Source organism: Kitasatospora sp. NPDC052896 (genome assembly GCF_044547075.1).
Classification (GTDB): domain Bacteria; phylum Actinomycetota; class Actinomycetes; order Streptomycetales; family Streptomycetaceae; genus Kitasatospora.
The window spans coordinates 1,063,266-1,081,851 of sequence record NZ_JBITZU010000001.1 but is presented as its reverse complement, the minus strand read 5'-3'; the positions used below and the strand labels follow the sequence as shown (position 1 = coordinate 1,081,851).

The following is an 18,586-nucleotide window of genomic DNA, read 5'->3' as shown; positions in this document are numbered from 1 at the left end:
ATCCCGCCGGTACCGGGCCGTCCGCCCGATGCCGGCGGGATTGTTGCATTCCTGTTTCGCGGGTTTGCAGATCCCCGGCGGAAACGTGAAAGTAATTTGTCGTGACCACTGTCATACTTGCCGGTAGATGACGTAGCCTCGGCTCCGTGCGTAAGGTTCCTCAAGCTCGGTGACGCAACGCCCGACAACTCCGCGACCGGGCCGGGCCCGCCGAACTCGGTTGGTGGGGAAGGTATCCGCATGGGCTCGCATTACCCGCAGAACGCCGGACGCCTCCGGCTGGTCGAACAGCGACCGATCCTGCCGGGACCCGTCCTGCCGGCGTCCTGTCCGAACGCCGCCGCGCCACTGACCGCCCTCACCGGCCGTGCCGCCGCGTTCCCCGCCGCCGGCCCCGCGGCGGCCGCCGTCGCCGCGGCCGGCAACTTCGCCGAGGCCCTGCACGGCGCGATCGAGGCCAGCGGCCTCAGCCTGGACCGGATCAGGACCGCGCTGGCCGGACAGGGCGTCAGGATCAGTGTCACGACCCTCAGTTACTGGCGGCGCGGCCGCAGCCAGCCCGAACGCGCCTCGTCCGTCCGCGCGGTGGCCCTGCTGGAGGAGCTGCTCGGGTTGCCCACCGCCGCGCTCTCCGGCCTGCTCGGTCCGCCGCGCCCACGCGGCCGCTGGGCCGCCGGCGCGATGCCGGGCAGCCTGCCGGTCGCGGAGGTCTGGCCCGAGGAGCAGCGGGTCGCCCAGGTCTTCGAGGAGCTGGACGCCCCGCCGATCAGCGAGCTGGAGCGGCTCAGCATCCACGACGCGTACTACGTGGACGCCGGACGGCTCGGCCATCTGCTGCGGATGCGCCAGGTGGTCCGGGCCACCGTGCCCGGGGTCAGCCGCTGCCTGGTGGTGCACAAGGCGGACGAGGGGGCGACCGGCTGCCCGGAGATCAGCTCGGTGCGGCACGCCCGGCTCGGCCGGGTCCGGCGCTGCCCGGAGATCGGCCTGCTGGTCGCCGAACTGCTGCTGGACCGGCCGCTGGCGCTGGGCGACAGCACGGTCTTCGAGTACGAGGTGGAGATCCCGCGTGGCGAGCCGACCACCGGCTACGGACGGCGGTTCGCGGTGCCGGTCCGCGAGTACGTGCTGCAGGTGCACTTCGACCCGGCCGCGGTGCCGGCGCACTGCGAGCGCTACGAACGGAACCCGGGCGCCGAGTCGGACCGGCTGCGGCAGCGGCTCTGGATCGGGGCCTCGGCCAGCGCCCACGTGCTGGCCACCGAGCAGCCACCGGGCCAGACCGGCATCCGCTGGGAGTGGGAGTGACGGACCCCGGGCGGCGCGGCACGATCGACGTCGGAACACCACCAACACATCCCCGGGGGGACCGATGAGCACCGACCGCACCCTGGACGGCAACGCCGTGGAACTGCGGCCGGTCGGCCGGGTCACCGGCGGCCGCACCGAGCTGGTCGACGACGACTGGGGCGGCGTCCCCGCCGTGATCAGCCTGGACCCGGCGCAGTACGGCGCCGAGGCGCTGCGCGGCCTGGACGCCTTCTCGCACCTGGAGGTGGTCTTCCACTTCCACCGGGTGCCGGCCGAGAAGATCGAGACCACCGCCCGCCGGCCGCGCGGCAACCCGGACTGGCCGGAGGTCGGCATCTTCGCCCAGCGCGGCAAGAACCGTCCCAACCGGATCGGCGTCTCGCGCTGCCGGCTGGTGAAGGTCGACGGGCTCGACGTCCACGTCCTCGACCTGGACGCGGTGGACGGCACGCCCGTGCTCGACATCAAGCCGTGGATGGCCGAGTTCGCCCCGATCGGTCGGACCGGCCAACCCCGCTGGGCCACCGAGCTGATGCACCAGTACTACTGACCTCCCCGCCCCTCCTCCCACTCCCGCCCACCACGGTGCGAGAGTGGGGGCATGACAGCCCAGGAGCCCGCCGGCCAGCGCTGGCGCGACACCGCCGCCCGCCCGGACACCGTGCTGATCGACGGCTTCCACGCCCTCAAGCACACCCTGCGCTTCGGCGGCCAGGTCCACCAGGTGCTCACCACCGACCGCTCCGCCTTGGCCGCCCTCGCCGAGGGGCTGGCCGCCGACGTCGCCGCCCCCGTCCTGGCCGCCGCGGTCGAGGTGCCGGCCGCGGTGCTGCGTGAGCTGGTCCCGCGGCCACACCCGACCGGGGTCGCCGCGCTCGCCGTCCGGCCCGACCCGGCGCGGACCCTGGCCCGGCTCCGGGAGACCCCGCGCCGCGCCCCCGTCGTGCTCCTCGACAACCCGCGCAACCTCGGCAACATCGGCGCGGTGGTCCGGCTGGCGGCCGGTTTCGGGGCCACCGGCGTGGTCACCACGGGGGACGTCGACCCCTGGCACCCCAACGTGGTCCGGGCCGGCGCCGGCCTGCACTACGCCACCGCGGTGGCCCGGCTCGACCTGCCCGACCTTCCCCCCGGCCCGCTCTACGCGCTGGACCCGGAGGGCGCGGACATCCGCTCGGTGGTCTTCCCGGACGACGCCCTGCTGGTCTTCGGCTCCGAACGGCACGGCGTCTCGGCGGCGCTGCGCGAGCGGGCCACCCGACTGGTCGCGATCCCGATGCAACCGCAGGTCTCCAGCTTCAACCTGGCCACCTCGGTGGGCATGGGCCTGTTCCACTGGATGGCGCACACCACCTCCCCGGTCGTCCCCGCGATCACTCCGCCGCGCTAGCGGTCCGGGTCGCCCGTTCCAGCTCCTCCAGCGCCCGCAGCAGCAGCCACGCCCCGGAGCGCGCCACGTCCGCCTCCCCCGCCGGGGCCGGATCGGCCGCCAGCCGCGCCTCCCAGGCGGCGTGCGCGGCCCGGGCGTCCCGGAAGTCGACGGGCCGTCCGGTGAGCACGGCCGCCCCGGCCGCCGCCGTGGCGTCGGTCAGCACCGCGCCGAACTCCGCCGCGCCCGGCACCGGCGGTGCGTCCGGCCCCGGTAGGTGAGCCTCCATCAGCAGCCCGGCCCGCGAGAGCGCGCCGACCGCCTCGCGGACCAGGTCCAACTGCTCGCGGGAGAGCCCGGGCGACCACGCGGTGTGCCGCACCGGCTCGGCCTCGGCCCGCTGCCGCGCCGTCAGGAACGCCGACCGGCGCTCCCGCGAGTCCAGCAGCGCGGTCCGCACCTCGCGCGGATCCCGCCCGGCCGGGTCGCCGTGCGCCGCCAGCACCGCACCCGCGTACCGGCCGGCGGCGGCGATCCACTCGGCGGTCCGCTCCGGCAGTCGGGCGGTCTCCCAGGTCGGGAAGAGCGCGTAGGTCAGCAGCGCCAGCGCCCCGCCGAGCAGCGTCATCAGGATCCGCTCGTAGGCGGTCCGCAGCACGTCGCCCGGCACCATGTTGAGCAGGAGGACCACGTACGCCGAGACGCAGGCGGTGGTCGGCGCGTAGCCGGTGCGCAGCGTCAGGTAGGCGCAGCCGATGCAGCCCACCGCCAGCGCCGCCGAGGCCCACTGACCGGGGTCCAGCAGCTCGACCAGCCCGGTCGCCAGCAGCACGCCCGCCAGGGTCCCGACCACCCGGGCCACCCCGCGGCTGTAGGTCTGCGCGAAGTCCGGCCGGATCACCATCGCGGCGGTCAGCGCGGCCCAGTAGCCGTGCTGGAGGCCGGTCGCCCGGCTCAGCAGGTAGGCCGCGGTCACCACCGCGGAGAGCCGGACCGCGTGGTGCAGCACCGGCGAGTCCGCGGTCAGTTGACGCCGGACGGTACCCAGCGCGATCGGCAGCATCCGGGCCACCCCCGGCCGCAGCAGCGCGCCGGCCGGGCCGGCCACCGGGGTGTCGATGGTGTCCTCGCCGGCACGCTCGAGCGCCCCGGTGGCCTGGCCGAGCAGCGTGACCAGCCGCCGGGAGGCGCGCAGCGCGGCGCCGTGCAGCACCGGGCCGGCCGGCGCCACCAGCGCGGCCGGCGCCGACCTCGGGTAGCACAGCGGCTCGCCGGTCCGGATCGCCCGGGCCAGCGCGTCCAGCAACTCGGCGGTGCCGGCCAGCAGTTCACGGACCCGGTCGCGCTCCGGCCCCTGGGCGGCGGCGCCCAGTCGGGGATCGGCGACGGCCGCCAGGGTGGGCCGGATCCGCTCGGCGATGCCGCGCAGGCCGTGCAGTTCGGGCGGCCGGTGGCGCTCCTGCCAGGGCGTCAGTTCGGCGGCGTGCCGGGCGGTCATCAGCGGCTCGGGATCGACCGCGGCGTACGGATCGTGCCGCAGCCGCCGGGCGTGGTCGGCCAGCGAGGCGTACGCGTCGGCCAGCGCGTCCCGCTGGGCACCCCAGGGCCGGATCGGCCAGAGCGTGATCGCCAGCGCCTGCGCCCCGCCACCCAGCGCGCAGAGCAGCCCGTGCCCCAGCGCGGCCGGCACGCCCACCGGTAACCGGACGATCACCAGCAGCACGGTGACGGTGTTGGTGGCCACCACCCCGGCGGTCGGCCCGAGCGCCCAGGCCAGCCCGGCGCCGAACGACCAGACCGCCAGCAGCACCGGGAAGAGCCCCGGCACCGGGACCGCCAGGTAGCCGAGGAAGGTGCTGATCCCCAGCCCGGCCCCCGCCGCCACCGCCAGTGAGGGCCGCGGCCGGAAGCTCCGCTGGAAGGTGGCCGTCCCGGCGATGAAGGCGCCCAGCGCGCCGGCGGTGGCCGCCGCCGGCCCCGCCACCGCGAGTCCGGCGAAGAGCACCACCGCCACCGCCAGTGCCCCGCGCAGCGCGCGCCGGGGATCCGTCAGCTCCCGCTCCAGACGCAGCCCCGCCCGACCAGCAGCACGAATCGCGACACTCCAGGGCATACCGGACACTTTACCGCCGGCCGCCCGGCTGACGTCCGCTCATCGGAGCAACAGCGCACGCACCCGACGCACGTCCGTGCGCACCCGTTCCGCCAGCCACAGCAGGGCACCCGTCGGCAGGAAGACCGCGTCCGCCGCGATCATCGCGAGGGAGAAGACCGGCAGGCCGAGCAGGACCGCGATGCCCAGGTGCTCCAGCATCATCAGGGCCAGCAGGACGTTCTTCAGCCGCCGGTTGAGCAGGGTGAACGGGAACGCCACCTGGACCAGCACGGTGCCGTAGGTGATCGCGAAGACCAGCAGCGCGCTCGACCCCAGCCACCCGGCGAGTCCGGGCCAGGGGGTGAAGTAGTCCAGGTGCAGGGGGTAGTAGAGGGCGGTGCCGTCCTGCCAGCGGGCACCCTGCACCTTGTACCAGCCGGCCGTGGCGTACACCAGCACCACCTGCGCCCCGATCACCAGCAGCGCGCAGTTGTGCAGCATGTTCGCCAACGCGTCCAGCACGGCCCGGGGTTCGCCGTGCGGCCGGCGGCGGTTGACCACGTACCAGAGGCCGGCGACCCCCCAGAGGGTCCAGAAGAACACCTCCCAGCCGGGATCCGGCCCGCCGCCCGGCCCGTCCCAGCCGATCCGCCCGGCCAGTTGCGCGGCCGCCAGCAGCCCGCCCAGCACCGTCCAGACCAACACCCCGGGCCAGTCGTGCCCGGTGGCACGGACGTGACGACGGGCCCGGCGGGCGTCCAGCGACCAGACCTCGGCGCTGCGGGTGAAGACCAGGTAGACCGCCATCAGGTGGACGATGTTGTCCCCACCGTCACCGATCAGCACGCTGCGGTTCTGCAGGGAGAGCACGGTCACCAGGAAGAGCACCGAACTCGCCCGGGTCCGCCACCCGAGCACCATCAACACCCCCGCCAGGATGCCGAGGTGGTAGACCGCCTCGAACCACCACCGGTCGCCGGTCCACGCCAGCACGGTGAACGCGTGGTCCTCGCGCAGCAGTTGGCGGGCCAGGTCGAGGCTCCAGGCGGCGCGGTCGCCGTACAGCTCGCGGCGGTGCGGCCACTCCAGCAGCAGTTGCAGGGTGAAGACCAGCCCGAACCCGATCCGGACCACCGCCGCCTGGTACCGGCCGAGCGCGCGCCCGGTGAACGCGGTGAAGCCGTCCGCCAGCCCGTCACCCGACCGCGCCGCCAGGGAGGGCCGGGGTGCCGGGCGCGGCTCCGCGCCGGCCGCCGCGCCGCGCAGCTGCCGGGGGATCCCGGTCACCAGGTCCTCGGCCTCGGGCCGGCTCATCGCAACCCCCGGTAGTCCGCGTCGCCCACCGGCCACCAGGGCAGCTGCCGGTACACCGGCTGGGCGGACCAGCCCGTGCCGCCCGCACTCCACGGCGGCGGCACGATCTGCGTGCTGCCGGCCCGGAACTGGATCGCGGTGACCGGCGCGCCGCCCGCCGCCCGCCCGATCCGTTGCAGGGCGATCCGCTTCAGGTACTCCTCGGCGAGCGGTCCGCGCGGGCCGGTGGAGCTCTCGTCGGCGCTGCTGTGCGTGCTGTCGTAGAAGTCCCAGGCGCGCCGGAGCAGGTTCTGGTCGACGTGGCTCGGCGCCGGGTTGCCGCGGATCGCGGCGATGTCCTGGGCGGTCAGGCCGATCCACGGGCCGGTGCCCGTGGCGGTGCGGACCCGGGCGTCGACGCTGATGTTCTGCTGCAACGGGTCGGGGGCGAAGAGCTTCCAGTTCTGCTCGAACTCCGGGTAGACCAGACCGTCCAGCTGCCCCTGGTACCGCTGCGAGACCGTGTTGGCCGGCGCGTTCTGCAGGAACAGCGCCCCGAGGAACGCCACGGTGGCGGTCAGCAGCACCACCCCCGCGCCCGCCAGCACCAGCAGCGCGGGCAGCGACCAGACCCGTTCACCCGGACCGGACCCGCCGGTGCCGTCCTCCGTCATCGCGCGTGCTCCCCCACCCACTCGGCCCCGCCCACCCGGCGCGCGCGGCGCGTCAGAGCACGTACGCGGCGTCGCCCGAGCTGCTCACCATCGGTCGGCCGGCCGCCTCCCAGGCGTACATCCCGCCGTCCACGTTGAACGCCTCACGGCCCTGCTGGACCAGGTACTGGACGACCTGCGCCGAGCGCCCGCCGACCCGGCAGAGCACGTACAGCGGCGCGTCCGGCACCTCGGCGATCCGCGCCACGAACTCGCCGATCGGGATGTGCAGCGCACCGTCGACGTGCCCGGCGTCCCACTCGTCCTGCTCACGGACGTCGAGCAGCACGGCGTCCGCGGGGACGGCGGCGGCCTGGGCGGTGGGGATCTGCGCGAACATGCTCGGGCTCTCCTGGGTCGCGGTGTCGGGGGCCGGCTCGGGCCGGCACCCGCCCATTGTCCCCCGTCCCGGTACTGCCGGGGCAACCCCGGACACCCCCGAGCCGCCCCCGAACCGCTACGCCCCCAGCAGCCGGGTCAGCTCGTCCTGCCGGGCCGCGGCCCGGCCCAGCAGCTCCTCGGCCAGCTCCTCCAGCAGCCGGTCCGGGTCCTGCGGGCTCATCCGCAGCAGCGACCCCATCGCGGTGGCCTCCAGCCGCACCTGCTCGGCCGCCAGCTCGCCGATCCGCGCGGTCAGCCAGGCCAACCGCTGCCGCAGCCAGTCCCCGCGGTCGGCGGCCTCCGGGGCGGGTGCGGTCTCCGGCGCGGTGGACCACTCCTCGGCCAGCGCCTCCAGCGCCGGCGCGTCGCCGCGCGCGTAGGCCTCGTTGACCCGGGCAATGAAGGCCGAGCGGCGCTGCTGCTCGGCCGCGTCGGTGGACAGGTCGGGGTGGGCCCGCCGGGCCAGCTCGCGGTAGAGCCGCTGGGCGTCCCTGCCGGGCCGCACCCGCCGCGGCGGCTCGGCCGACTCGGCCCCCCCGGTGGGTTCGGCCCCCTCGGTCGCCCCCGCCTCGGCCGCCCGCACACTGTCGAAGAGGGCGTCCAGGTCGGGCAGTTCGTCGACCACCCGGCGCGCGTCCACGGCCCGCCGGACGTCCTCCGGATCGCCGGTCCGCGCCGCCCGGGCCTCCGCCACCAGCGCGTCCAGCTCGTCCAGCCGCGCGTACAGCGGCCCGAGCCGCTCGTGGTGGATCAGCGCGAAGTTGTCGATCTCCACCCGCAGCGTCTCGACGTCGACCTCCAGGGTCAGCCAGGCGATCTCGGTGGCGGCGACCTGCTCCTCCAGCCGCTGCCGCTCGGGGTCGGTCCAACGGACGGGGCTCTCCGCGGTCACCTGCTCGCCTCGCTCATCACTCGTCTCTCCGGGCTCCGCCACCCTACCCGGGCGCCCGGCCCCACCCACCCGCCGTCACGGCGCCGGGGGGTGGCGGCCGACAAGGACGAAAACCGGCCAACCAACTGATGGACACGGCGTGCCGGACGGCGCACGCTGGGTGACACGCAACTGATACTGACGAATCTCGTGGTTTCGGTACCGGTCAGCGGCCGAGCCGTGCTTCGCTAGGTGGCGGTACAGCACTGATACCTGACAGCCGCACAGGTGAGGCCGGCCAGCCGGGCGGCCAGGCGGGAGCAGAACGGATCCCATGGCGGACGACCCGAACTCCACAGCGGACATGCCCTTCGACCTGCCCCGGGCGCTGGGGCCGGTCCTCCCGGCCGCCGAGGCCGGCCCCGCCGACCAGCCGACGGGCGTGGTGGCCATGGTGCGGCTGGCCGCCGTGCTGGTCGACCCGGACGGCCGGATCGCCGGCTGGACCCGCGGTGCCGAGGAGCTTTTCGGCCACCGCAGCGAGACCGTCCGGGGCCGCCCGGCCACCGGACTGCTGCCCGCCATCGAGCCGCACGGGCCGGGCGCCCGGCCCGACCGGCCCGCCGTGCCCGACCTCCCCGGCGCCGCCCGTCCCGGTACCGCCCGCCGGGCGGTACCGCCGGTCCGCCGCGGCGGCGCGCTCGGCGACGCGCTGGAGGCGCTGGCCAACCTCACCGCCACCGGCACCGCCTGGGCCGGCCTGATGCCGGCCACCGACCGCGAGGAGCGGCTGCGCCCGGTGCTCTGGTGGGCCTACCCGCTGCTGGAGCCCGCCGGCCGCGGCCTGCTCGCGCTGGCCGCCGACGCCCGGGTGCTGCGCACCCACGGCCCGCGGATCGCGATCGGCCGCCGGCTGCTGCCGTACGCCGCCGCGGGCGAACCGCCGGGCGGCGCCCACCTGGTCGCCGCCGCGCTGGCGCCGGCCGGGCCGAGCGGCGCCGCGGCCTTCGCCCCGCTGCTGCCGGTCGGCCCGGCCCGGCAGCGGACGCTGCTGCGGCAGCTGACGGCGGCCGGGGTGCCGGCGCTGTGGATGGACGCCGCGACCAGGCTGCCGGTGGTCCCGTACGAGCCGGCCGCCGCCGGCATGGCCCAGCTGGCCGCGGGGATCGGTCGCCGCTACCCGACCGCGCAGCAGCGCTCCGCCGCGGCCGCCGGCGTCCGCGGGCTGCGGGTGGTCCCGGTCCCCAAGGCCGGCGGCCCCAAGCCCGGCCCGGACGGAACCGGCCCGGACGGCGGCACCGCCCCCGACGCCCCCGAGGCCCGCACCGACCCGCCGTCCGGTCCCGGCGCCGGCTCCGGTCCCACCGCCCTGCCGGGCCCGCGCGCCGCGGTCCCGGTCTCCCCGCCGACCCAGGGAGCAGCCCTGACGACCCATCACCCCGTCGCCGAGGCCCCGGGCGAGGGCCGCGCCGGCATCCCGCTGGACGACCAGCTGGTCCCGCTGCTGACCAACGGCCAGGCCGGCGACCAGCTGGCACTGCTGAACGAGGTCGGCGGCAAGGTCGGCACCACGCTCGACCTCGACACCACCGCCCGCGAGCTGTGCCAGGTGCTGGTCCCCCGAGTCGCCGACTTCGCCTGTGTGGACCTGCTCGACCGGCTGATCTCGGACGCCGAGCTGCCCGAGGAGCAGCCGGACGACGACACCATGCTGCGCCGGGTGGCCCGGACCTTCCACGACTCCTCCGGCAGCTGGGCCCACGTGCTGGACGAGGGCGCGCTGCTGGCGATGCCGCGCAGCACCCCACCGGGCATGGCCCTGCAGCGCAACCAGGCGGTGCTGGTGCCGACCGTGACCGAGGACCTGGCCACCGACTACGCGACCGCGCTGGGCGGGCCGGGCCTGGTCCCGGTGGTCTCCGGCCGGTCGATGCTGGTGCTGCCGCTCTCGGCGCGCGGCACCGTGCTCGGCATCCTCAAGCTGCTGCGGCTGTCCGACCGGGCGCCGTTCGACGAGGGCGACGCGGCCACCCTGCTGGAGCTGTCCGCCCGGGCCGCGCTCTCGCTGGACAACGCCCGGCTGCACCGGGCCGAGTCCAAGGTCGCCACCACCCTGCAGCGCTCGATGATCCCGACCCGCCCGCCGAAGATCCCCGGTGTGCAGATCGCGCACCGCTACATGCCGGGCGACCGCCGGGCCGAGGTGGGCGGCGACTGGTTCGACGCGATCCAGCTGCCGGGCAGCCGGGTGGCGCTGGTGGTCGGCGACGTGATGGGCCACGGCCTGCACTCGGCCGCCGCGATGGGCCGCTTCCGCACCGCGATGCAGACGCTGGCGGCGCTCGACCTGCCGGCCGGCCAGCTGCTGCGGCACCTGGACAACCTGGCCCAGAAGCTCGGCGACGACCACCTGGCCACCTGCCTGTACGCGGTCTACGACCCGATCAACCGGACCTGCGAGCTGGCCAGCGCCGGCCACGTGCCGCCGGTGCTGGTGCACCCGGACGGCTCCGGCGAGCTGCTGGAGATCCCGGCCGGCGCCCCGATCGGGGTCGGCGGGGTGCCGTTCGTCGCCAAGACGATCGACGTCAGCGACGGCTCGATGCTGGTGATGTGCACCGACGGCCTGGTCGAGGTGCGCGGTGGCGACATAGGAGCCGGCCTGGCGGCACTCTGCGGGAACCTGATCGACCCGCGGCGCACCCCCGACGAGGCCTGCGACACGGTGTTGGACCGGCTGCACACGGAGGACCGCAAGGACGACGTGGCGCTGCTGGTGGCCCGCTTCGACGGGGTGGCCGAGACCGAGGTGGCCACCTGGACGCTGGCGGTGGACCGGGCGGAGGTCCGCCGGGCCCGCACCCTGGTCCGCGAGCAGCTGGCCGCCTGGCAGCTGGCCGCGCTCAGCGACACCACCGAGCTGCTGGTCAGCGAGCTGGTCACGAACGCGGTCCGGGTGGCCCGGGACTACGTCCAGTTGCAGCTGATCCGGGTGGACAAACTGCTGGTCGAGGTCAGCGACGACAACCACATGCTGCCCTCGCTGGAGCCGGCCGAGTCGATGGACGAGAACGGCCGCGGGCTCAACCTGGTGAGCAAGCTCGCCGAGCGCTGGGGGACGGCCCGCAAGGCGGTCGGCAAGGTGGTCTGGTTCGAGCAGCCGCTGCCGCGACGTTGAACCGGGCGCCGGCCGAGCCGGCGCCCGGTTCAGAGCACGGCGTGTTGCCGGGCCTCGGCGGCGAGCAGCCGGGCGGCGCCCACGTCGCCCAGCACCCGCGGCCAGTAGCTGCCGAAGACCTCCAGCGAGGCGGCGATCAGCACCGCGGTGACGATCGCGACCACGTGCTCCAGACCGGCCAGGTTGGGCAGCACCGCGACCTCGCCCACCATGACGGCGATCACCGCGCCGCCGGTGACCCAGGCCCGGCACTTCCAGGCGACGCAGACCGAGAGCGCGACCACCGCGGCGGACGGCCCGGTGTCGCGGACGTGGGCGACCCAGGCCGGGAAGCCGAACAGGTGGTCCGGGCCGACCTCCACGCCGAACCGGGCGTAGAGCGTGCCGGCCAGCGTGCAGGCGTAGGCGACCACCAGGGTCATCTTCCGGCCGAGCACGATCTCGGCGATCCCGAAGACCACCAGCACCTGGGCCAGCGCCCCCCAGACCGGCAGGTCCAGCGCGGGCACGTAGAGCGACAACGGGGTGCGCAGCAGCGAGACGTCGAGCGGGAGCGCGGCCTTGACCACACCGAGCCGGGTGACCAGGACCTCCCCGCCGGGCATGTGCTGAACGATGCTGAACAGGAGGATCAGGAACGTCGCGGTGATCGCCAGTGGAATGGCGGCGAACCGCTTGAGCGCCAGCTGGTCACGGACGGTACCGAACAATGTTCCCCACTCTGCGACGGCCCCGCGCTTGATCAGCGCGACAACCCTCCGTCGCTCGCCCCCCGGGTGGGTCCTCTGCACCACGACTTCCTCTCCCATGCTGTTCCCCGAAGTATTTCCAGTTCCCCGTCGACGACTCGTCGCCGCCTTGGATGCCGGATCCAGCCTAGGTAGTGGCAAAAGGATTCGACTCACCCTTGGTGCCCATTCTCGGCTCATCCTTGAGGTTGATAAACCGATTTTCAGCCAAGGGTCGCATTGTCTTGACGAAGCGCCCTGACAACCCGCCGCAACAACGTCCCCCCGACGGGAATTCCACGGCTCCCCCTCCGCCCCCCGGCGGAGGGCTAGCCCTTCCCATCCCGTTCCGCCACCGGCAAGCCCGAGGTGGCCGCCAGGGCGGCCGACCGGGCGTGCCGGCGACGGAAGAGGGCGGGGAGACTCGGTGCGGTGATGAAGCCCTCGGCCCGCGCGCTGGCCAGGCCGATCCGCGGGATCTCGCTGCTCTTCTCGAACAGCAGGTAACGCGGCTCCCAGATCGGCCGGTACTTGGCGTTCGCCCGGTACAGCGACTCGATCTGCCACCAGCGGGAGAAGAACGCCAGCACCGCGCGCCAGAGCCGGAGCACCGGGCCGGCCCCGAGCCGCGAGCCGCGCTCGAAGACCGAGCGGAACATCGCGAAGTTCAGCGAGACCCGCTCCAGCTGGACCTCCTTGGCCCGCTCCAGCAGCTCGATGACCATGAACTCCATCAGGCCGTTCTCGGTCTCCCGGTCCCGGCGCATCAGGTCCAGCGAGAGGCCCTTCGGGCCCCAGGGCACGAAGCTGAGCAGGGCCCGCAGCTCGCCCTGGGCGTCGTGGCACTCCAGCATCACGCAGCGCCCGTCGTCCGGGTCGCCGAGCCGACCGAGCGCCATCGAGAAGCCGCGCTCGGTCTGGCCGTCCCGCCAACGGTCGGCCTTGCTCAGCAGCTCGGCCATCTCCGCCTCGGGAATGTCCTCGTGCCGGCGGATCCGGACCGTGTAGCCGGCCCGCTTGACCCGGTTGTAGGCCTGCCGGACCACCCGCATGGCCCGGCCCTCCAGGGAGAACTCGTCCAGCTCGACGATCGCCTCGTCGCCCAGCTCCAGCGCGTCCAGCCCGTGCCGGGCGTAGATCACCCCGGCCTCCTCGGAGGCGCCCATCACGGCCGGCGCCCAGGCGTGCTCGCGGGCCTCGGCCAGCCAGCGGTCGATCGCGCCCGGCCAGGCCTCCGGGTCGCCGATCGGGTCGCCGGAGGCCAGCGAGACCCCGCCGACCACCCGGTAGGCGATCGCCGCCTTGCCGGTCGGCGAGAAGATCACCGCCTTGTCCCGGCGCAGCGCGAAGTAGCCCAGCGAGTCCCGCTCGCCCTGCCGGTCCAGCAGCTCGCGCAGCTTCAGCTCGTCCTGCGGCGTGAGCAGCTCCTTGCCGCGCGGGCTGCGGAACGCGACGTACAGCACCAGCAGGAAGAGCACCGCGCCCATCGCGTTGATGAAGGCGTTGAGCCAGTTCGGGACGTTGATCACGTCCAGCACGTGCTCGGACGGCTCGACCGTGACCATCCGGGCGATCGCGTAGCCGAACCGGTCGCCGAGGTTCGCCCCGGGCAGCGTGTTGTAGAAACCGACCAGGATCGCCCCGACCGCGCCACCGACGATCAGCCCGCCGAAGAAGGTGGCGACCGCCGTCTTCGGGTTGGACCGGTCGCCCTTGGAGGTGAACTCCCGCCGGCTGACCAGCAGGGCCAGCACGAACAGGCCGGTCAGCACGGTGGAGAAGTAGTTGAAGCCGTGCCGGTTGTAGTGGTCCTCACCCGGGAAGCCGAGCGCCAGCAGGTAGAGGAGGAAGGTCAGCCCGCCGAGCCCCGTGTTGAAGATCCAGGCGGCCCGCTTGCGACGGCGCATCGAGACCGCGAGGAAGAGCGAGAGCACCATGGCGGCCAGGCCCGCGGTCATCAGGTACGGGGTGAAGAACTGCCCCTCGGAGTGGTGCCGCACGGTGGTCCGGAACGGCGTCAGCAGCACCGCCACCAGGTTGAGCAGCGCGATCAGCCGCAGGTACCAGACCGTCGCCCCGGCGGCCCACGGGCGCAGACGGGTGAGGAAACCGGACCGGGGCAGGGTCGGTGCCGCCGACGCCGGCTGCTTGGTGGTGGAGGACACAGCTCAATTCCAAACGATCAGGTATCTGGGCGCATCCGCATGTGCCAGGTGGAACGTCATCAATCGTGGCTCACACCGGATGAGAAACGCGTGAACCGGTCAGCGGATTCGGACCCCGCCGATCGGCGGGGGTTCGACCCTGAGGAACCCCTAGGCTCGTCCCCGAGAGAGTGAGGAGAGACCGTGACCGCAATCCGTGTGCTGATCGTGGATGACGAGCTGCTGGTCCGCTCGGGCCTCGGCCTGATCGTGGGGTCCGCCCCCGACCTGGAGCTGGTCGGCGGGTGTTCCGGGGGCGAGGCCGAGGAGGCCGCGATCCGGCTGAGGCCGCACGTCGTGCTCCTGGACATCCGGATGCCCGACCTGGACGGGATCTCGGTGCTGCGCCGGCTGCGCGCGCTGCCCGAGCCACCGGCCGTCTCCATGCTCACCACCTTCGACACCGACGAGTACATCGGCACCGCGCTGCGGGCCGGTGCGGCCGGCTTCCTGCTCAAGGACACCGCGCCGGACCAGCTGGTGCACGCGGTGCGGATCCTGGCCGCCGGCGGCAGCATGCTCTCCCCGGCGGTCACCCGCACGGTGATCGGCGGCTACGTGGACGGCGGCGGCCCGGACGCGGCGGCGCTGGCCCAGGTCCGCACCCTGACCGGCCGCGAGCTGGACGTGCTGGCGCTGCTCGGGCAGGGCCTGGCCAACGCCGAGATCGCCGAACGGCTCTTCCTCGGCACCGGCACGGTCAAGGACCACATCAGCGCGATCCTGGGCAAGCTCGGCGCCACCAACCGGGTCCAGGCCGCGGTGATCGCGCACCGGGCCGGTCTGGTCCAGGCCCCGAAGCAGTGAGAGCCACCGAGCCGCCGGGCGGCTCACACGCCGCGGCCCCCCGACCACGCCGTGCCCCCGCGCCGCACACCGCCGCCGCGCTGCGCGAACGGCTGACCCGGCCGTGGCTGATGCTGCTGCTGCCGGTGCTGCTGGCACTCCTGGAGTCGTTCCTGCTGGACCGGAACACCGCCTGGTGGAAGACCGGCCTCAACTGCGCGGCCGCGCTGGGCCTGCTGCTGCGCACCCGGTGGCCGCTCGGCTCGCTGCTGCTGGCGCTGCCCGGGACCTTCTTCACCGAGAGCTGGCTGGCCTCGATGACCGCGCTCTACACGGTCGCCTCCCGGCGCACCCGGCTGCCGCTGACCGTGGCGTGCGCGGTCGCCTTCGCGCTGTCCGACTACTTCACCTGGTCGGTCACCGAGAGCAACTCGCCGATAGACCCGCTGGCGGTCAACCAGGTCAACGGGCTGGCCATGATCCAGTCGTTGCTGCTCGGGGTCGCCCCGGTGGCGCTCGGCATGCTGACCCGGACCCGGCGCGAGCTGACCGTCCGGCTGGACCAGCTCACCCGCGGCCAGGAGCGCGAGGCCCGGCTGCTCGCCGAGCGGGTGCTGGCCACCGAGCGGGCCCGGTTGGCCCGCGAGATGCACGACGTGGTCTCCCACCAGGTCAGCCTGATCAGCGTGCAGGCGGGCGGCCTGCAGGTCTCCACCGCCGACCCGTTCACCGCGCAGACCGCGGGGACGATCCGCGAGCTCTCCGTGCGCACCCTGCAGGAGCTGCGGCAGATGGTCGGCGTGCTGCGGGCGGCCGGCGGTGCGGACCTGGCCGGTGACACCGACGCCGCCCTGGCGGCCGGGGGCCCGCTCGCCCCGCAGCCGCGGCTGGCCGACCTGCCGCGGTTGATCGAGGAGAGCGGCCTGCCGACCGAGTGCGAGCTGCACCCCGGCGACCGGGAGTGGCCGGAGGCCGTCCAGCGGGCCGCCTACCGGACGGTGCAGGAGGCACTGACCAACATCCGCAAGCACGCGCCGGGCGCGGAGGTGCGGATCCGGGTCGGCGTCCGGGGCAGCCGGCTGCTGGTGGACGTCAGCAACGGACCCGCCCCGGCCCGCACGCCCGGGTACCCGGCGCCGCTGCCGGGCGGTGGCCACGGGCTGGTCGGCCTGCGCGAACGGGCCCAACTGCTGGGCGGCTCGATGACCGCCGGGCCGACCGCGGAGCGCGGGTTCGCGATCCACACCGAGCTTCCGGCCGGCCGGGAGTAGCGGTCCGGCTCTCCTCCGGGTGGGTGAATGAAGGGTGGCGAAACGAGCGAATCCGGTGCCGACCCCGAAGAGTAAGCGAGGGAACGCGTTCGGCCAGCCCCGGTCGAAGGCATTCTTGCGTGACCCTGTTCGATCCCGCAAGGAATGGAGAACACCATGAAGGACTTCCGCAGGGCCCTCGTGCTGACCTGTGCCGCCGGTGCCCTCGTACTGGGTGGGGCGGGCGCGGCCAGCGCCTCGGCCGGCGCGGAGGGCACCGCTGTTGGCTCCCCGGGCATCCTGTCCGGCAACGTGGTCCAGATCCCGATCCACATCCCGGTCAACGCCTGCGGTAACAGCATCGGTGTGATCAGCCTGCTGAACCCCGCCTTCGGGAACACCTGCACCAACAACGGCTGACCGGCCCGGACGGCCGGTTCCGCTCCCTCTTCGGGCGGAACCGGCCGTCCGCGTTTTCCGGGCCGATATCCGGAACCGGGCGGCGATTCCCCGGACGCACCGGAGCCGCGGCGAAGGGGCCGGTATTTCCCGGCGGAAAACACCCGCATTCCGCCGCCCCGGCCGCGGTCCGCACCGTCACCCGGGTCCGCCCGGCAGAACGAATTCCGCTTTCCGCGCCGATCCCGTCAGCCGCGCGGCGGCAACGCCAGCCGCAGGCCCCCGGTCCCGTCCCGGTCCGACGCCAACGCCGCCCTCACCTCGGCCGGCAGCTCGCGCACCCCGAGCAGCCCGGCGGCCAGCTCCGCGGTGGCCCGGTGCCAGTCGGCCGACCGGCGCAGCATCGCGTGCCCGGCGCCGGCCACCTCGATCCCGGCCACCGCGGCCCCGGCCGCCCGGGCCCGCGCGGCGAACCGCCGGGTGTCGGCGGGGGAGGTGGTCCGGTCCCGGTCACCGTGCAGCGCCACCAGGGTGCGGCCGGCCAGCTGCCCGCACGGGTCCTCCGGCGGGCACCAGGGCGCCAGCGCCAGCACCGCGGTGACCCGCGGGTGCCCGGCGACCCGCAGCGCGGCCCGGCCGCCCATCGAGTGGCCGATCAGCAGCACCGGCTCCGGCCCCAGCCCGTCCAGCGCCGCCGCGGCGTCCCGGGCCGCGTCCGCCCGCTCGCCGTTCCAGCCGCGGTGCCGGTAGCGCAGCTGCCCGACCGCCACCGCCGAGCCGACCGTCTCCCGGGCCACCGCCCGGGCGAAGGGGTGCATCCGCACCGCCGCGAGCTGCCACGGCCGGGCCGCCGCCGTGCTGTGCTCCTGGCCGCCGTGCAGCAGCAGCACCGCCGCCCGCGCCCCCGCCGGCCGGACGAACCAACGCACCCCGCCGGTCAACCGAACCGCCCGTGGTCCGTCACGCCCGCACGCCCCCGGCCCGCCGACGCGCCTTCTCGCGCGCCTTCTCGGGCAGCTGCGGCACGTCCAGCAGCAGGTGCAGCAGCTCCGGCCGCGCGGTCAGCGCCCGGAACGTGGTGGCCACGTCCAGTCCGTGGGCCGGCCGGTGCACCACCGTCACCGGGTCGCCCGGGCGCACCGCCCCGGGTTCGATCACCCGCAGGTACGCGCCGGGCAGCGCCCGCTCGGTGAACCGCCGCACCCAGCCGCGCTCGCCCAGCCACTCGGCGAAGGTCCGGCAGGGGATCCGCGGCGCCGAGACCTCCAGCAGCAGCCGCTCGCCGACCCGCCAGCGCTCGCCGATCAGCGCGCCGTTCACGTCCAGGCCCTCGGTGGTGAGGTTCTCCCCGAAGACGCCCGGCACGAGGTCGCGGCCCAGCTCCCCGGACCAGCCGGTCAGGTCCTCCCAGGCGTAGGCGTAGACCGCCTGGTCCGGGCCGCCGTGGTGCCGGCCGTCGCAGATCGCGTCGCCCGTCAGCCCGCTGCCCGCGGCCGGCTCGGCCACCTCGACGGGCCCGGCGACGGGCCGCTTGTCGATGCCGGTGGCTCCGGTGTCGGCGTAGTCCACGGGCAGGGCGGAGCCGACGTTCACCGACCGGAGAAGCGCGTTCATGGCCCCAAAGCTACCGTTCGCCCGCGCGGGCACGGTTGAAGAATCCTCCGGGCCCGGTGATGCTGGTCGGGTGACCGGGATGTTCGACGAGGAGCTGCGCGATCAGCTCGACCAGGCCCGCGAGGCGCTGGCGCTGGCCCGCGCCGACGGCGATCTGGACGGCATCCAGGCCTACCAGGGCCGGATCTCCGGCCTGCTGCGGATGGCGGCCAAGCACGGGATCGAACTCCCGCACACCCCGGAGGAGGAGAGCGGCGACGGCTGACGACCGGCGCGCGCCCCACCGCCCGGAAACCCACAACGGCACAACGGCACAACGGCACAACGGCACAACGGCACAACGACGAGGCCGGTTGGCTCGACTTCCGTCGAGCCAACCGGCCTCGTTCGGTCT

17 protein-coding genes are annotated in these 18,586 nt (G+C 74.6%); 8 read left to right on the top strand and 9 right to left on the bottom strand.

Annotated features, from left to right (window positions below):
- The first annotated feature begins 240 nt into the window (after positions 1 to 240).
- The 3 genes from ACIGXM_RS05050 (at position 241) to ACIGXM_RS05040 (ending at position 2,701) form a co-directional block, all read left to right on the top strand.
- Positions 241 to 1,308, top strand: a complete 1,068-nt coding sequence (locus ACIGXM_RS05050; RefSeq protein WP_396556875.1) for an XRE family transcriptional regulator — start codon at positions 241 to 243, stop codon at positions 1,306 to 1,308.
- A 64-nt stretch (positions 1,309 to 1,372) separates the two neighbouring features.
- On the top strand, positions 1,373 to 1,861 hold the full coding sequence (locus ACIGXM_RS05045) for an SAM-dependent methyltransferase (protein ID WP_396556873.1): 489 nt from the start codon (positions 1,373 to 1,375) through the stop codon (positions 1,859 to 1,861).
- 51 nt (positions 1,862 to 1,912) lie between these two features.
- The gene (locus tag ACIGXM_RS05040) at positions 1,913 to 2,701 is read left to right on the top strand and encodes a TrmH family RNA methyltransferase (RefSeq protein WP_396556871.1); all 789 of its coding nucleotides are present in this window, start codon (positions 1,913 to 1,915) and stop codon (positions 2,699 to 2,701) included.
- Here ACIGXM_RS05040 and ACIGXM_RS05035 read toward each other — a convergent pair.
- The 5 genes from ACIGXM_RS05035 to ACIGXM_RS05015 form a co-directional block, all read right to left on the bottom strand.
- Positions 2,685 to 4,793 carry an FUSC family protein gene (locus ACIGXM_RS05035; RefSeq protein ID WP_396556869.1) on the bottom strand — a complete coding sequence of 703 codons (2,109 nt, stop codon included), beginning with the start codon at positions 4,791 to 4,793 and terminating at the stop codon, positions 2,685 to 2,687. The two genes, ACIGXM_RS05040 and ACIGXM_RS05035, sit on opposite strands and share 17 nt — an antisense overlap.
- Positions 4,794 to 4,832: 39 nt before the next feature.
- Entirely contained in the window at positions 4,833 to 6,089 is a 1,257-nt protein-coding gene (locus tag ACIGXM_RS05030) for an HTTM domain-containing protein (RefSeq protein WP_396556867.1), read from the bottom strand.
- Positions 6,086 to 6,742: a DUF5819 family protein gene (locus tag ACIGXM_RS05025; protein WP_396556865.1), complete on the bottom strand. Its 657-nt coding sequence runs from the start codon at positions 6,740 to 6,742 to the stop codon at positions 6,086 to 6,088. Before ACIGXM_RS05025 ends, ACIGXM_RS05030 begins: the two co-directional genes overlap by 4 nt.
- A 52-nt stretch (positions 6,743 to 6,794) precedes the next feature.
- Positions 6,795 to 7,121: a rhodanese-like domain-containing protein gene (locus ACIGXM_RS05020; protein ID WP_396556863.1), complete on the bottom strand. Its 327-nt coding sequence runs from the start codon at positions 7,119 to 7,121 to the stop codon at positions 6,795 to 6,797.
- 117 nt (positions 7,122 to 7,238) lie between these two features.
- Positions 7,239 to 8,054, bottom strand: a complete 816-nt coding sequence (locus ACIGXM_RS05015; RefSeq protein WP_396556861.1) for a hypothetical protein — start codon at positions 8,052 to 8,054, stop codon at positions 7,239 to 7,241.
- Between the two features lie 313 nt (positions 8,055 to 8,367).
- Between ACIGXM_RS05015 and ACIGXM_RS05010 the strand changes: the two genes are divergently transcribed.
- Entirely contained in the window at positions 8,368 to 11,211 is a 2,844-nt protein-coding gene (locus ACIGXM_RS05010; RefSeq protein ID WP_396556859.1) for a SpoIIE family protein phosphatase, read from the top strand.
- A 29-nt stretch (positions 11,212 to 11,240) separates the two neighbouring features.
- Here ACIGXM_RS05010 and ACIGXM_RS05005 read toward each other — a convergent pair whose 3' ends face one another.
- Both ACIGXM_RS05005 and ACIGXM_RS05000 read right to left on the bottom strand, forming a co-directional pair.
- The gene (locus ACIGXM_RS05005; RefSeq protein WP_396556857.1) at positions 11,241 to 11,921 is read right to left on the bottom strand and encodes a hypothetical protein; all 681 of its coding nucleotides are present in this window, start codon (positions 11,919 to 11,921) and stop codon (positions 11,241 to 11,243) included.
- A 347-nt stretch (positions 11,922 to 12,268) separates the two neighbouring features.
- The gene (locus ACIGXM_RS05000) at positions 12,269 to 14,104 is read right to left on the bottom strand and encodes a phosphatidylglycerol lysyltransferase domain-containing protein (protein ID WP_396556855.1); all 1,836 of its coding nucleotides are present in this window, start codon (positions 14,102 to 14,104) and stop codon (positions 12,269 to 12,271) included.
- Positions 14,105 to 14,287: 183 nt separating this feature from the next.
- Here ACIGXM_RS05000 and ACIGXM_RS04995 point away from each other — a divergent pair, with 183 nt between their 5' ends.
- The 3 genes from ACIGXM_RS04995 to ACIGXM_RS04985 all read left to right on the top strand — a co-directional run bounded on the left by ACIGXM_RS04995 (position 14,288) and on the right by ACIGXM_RS04985 (position 16,599).
- On the top strand, positions 14,288 to 14,950 hold the full coding sequence (locus ACIGXM_RS04995) for a response regulator (protein ID WP_396556853.1): 663 nt from the start codon (positions 14,288 to 14,290) through the stop codon (positions 14,948 to 14,950).
- Positions 14,947 to 16,200: a sensor histidine kinase gene (locus ACIGXM_RS04990; RefSeq protein WP_396556851.1), complete on the top strand. Its 1,254-nt coding sequence runs from the start codon at positions 14,947 to 14,949 to the stop codon at positions 16,198 to 16,200. Before ACIGXM_RS04995 ends, ACIGXM_RS04990 begins: the two co-directional genes overlap by 4 nt.
- A gap of 144 nt (positions 16,201 to 16,344) precedes the next feature.
- Complete coding sequence (locus ACIGXM_RS04985) at positions 16,345 to 16,599, top strand: chaplin (protein WP_396556849.1); 255 nt, start codon at positions 16,345 to 16,347, stop codon at positions 16,597 to 16,599.
- 227 nt (positions 16,600 to 16,826) lie between these two features.
- Here the strand turns inward: ACIGXM_RS04985 and ACIGXM_RS04980 are convergent, their stop codons facing one another.
- Together ACIGXM_RS04980 and ACIGXM_RS04975 are read right to left on the bottom strand one after the other, a co-directional pair.
- Entirely contained in the window at positions 16,827 to 17,507 is a 681-nt protein-coding gene (locus tag ACIGXM_RS04980; protein WP_396556847.1) for an alpha/beta fold hydrolase, read from the bottom strand.
- Positions 17,508 to 17,538: 31 nt separating this feature from the next.
- Positions 17,539 to 18,192 carry an MOSC domain-containing protein gene (locus ACIGXM_RS04975; protein WP_396556845.1) on the bottom strand — a complete coding sequence of 218 codons (654 nt, stop codon included), beginning with the start codon at positions 18,190 to 18,192 and terminating at the stop codon, positions 17,539 to 17,541.
- A gap of 70 nt (positions 18,193 to 18,262) precedes the next feature.
- On the opposite strand from ACIGXM_RS04975, the gene ACIGXM_RS04970 reads away from it, so the two are divergent.
- Positions 18,263 to 18,457 carry a hypothetical protein gene (locus ACIGXM_RS04970; protein WP_396556843.1) on the top strand — a complete coding sequence of 65 codons (195 nt, stop codon included), beginning with the start codon at positions 18,263 to 18,265 and terminating at the stop codon, positions 18,455 to 18,457.
- Positions 18,458 to 18,586 lie beyond the last annotated feature (129 nt).

Coding starts and splice junctions, on each gene's coding strand:
- ACIGXM_RS05050 (WP_396556875.1), top strand. CDS start 241: ATGGGCTCGCATTACCCGCAGAACGCCGGACGCCTCCGGCTGGTCGAA.
- ACIGXM_RS05045 (WP_396556873.1), top strand. CDS start 1,373: ATGAGCACCGACCGCACCCTGGACGGCAACGCCGTGGAACTGCGGCCG.
- ACIGXM_RS05040 (WP_396556871.1), top strand. CDS start 1,913: ATGACAGCCCAGGAGCCCGCCGGCCAGCGCTGGCGCGACACCGCCGCC.
- ACIGXM_RS05035 (WP_396556869.1), bottom strand. CDS start 4,793: ATGCCCTGGAGTGTCGCGATTCGTGCTGCTGGTCGGGCGGGGCTGCGT.
- ACIGXM_RS05030 (WP_396556867.1), bottom strand. CDS start 6,089: ATGAGCCGGCCCGAGGCCGAGGACCTGGTGACCGGGATCCCCCGGCAG.
- ACIGXM_RS05025 (WP_396556865.1), bottom strand. CDS start 6,742: ATGACGGAGGACGGCACCGGCGGGTCCGGTCCGGGTGAACGGGTCTGG.
- ACIGXM_RS05020 (WP_396556863.1), bottom strand. CDS start 7,121: ATGTTCGCGCAGATCCCCACCGCCCAGGCCGCCGCCGTCCCCGCGGAC.
- ACIGXM_RS05010 (WP_396556859.1), top strand. CDS start 8,368: ATGGCGGACGACCCGAACTCCACAGCGGACATGCCCTTCGACCTGCCC.
- ACIGXM_RS04985 (WP_396556849.1), top strand. CDS start 16,345: ATGGAGAACACCATGAAGGACTTCCGCAGGGCCCTCGTGCTGACCTGT.
- ACIGXM_RS04975 (WP_396556845.1), bottom strand. CDS start 18,192: ATGAACGCGCTTCTCCGGTCGGTGAACGTCGGCTCCGCCCTGCCCGTG.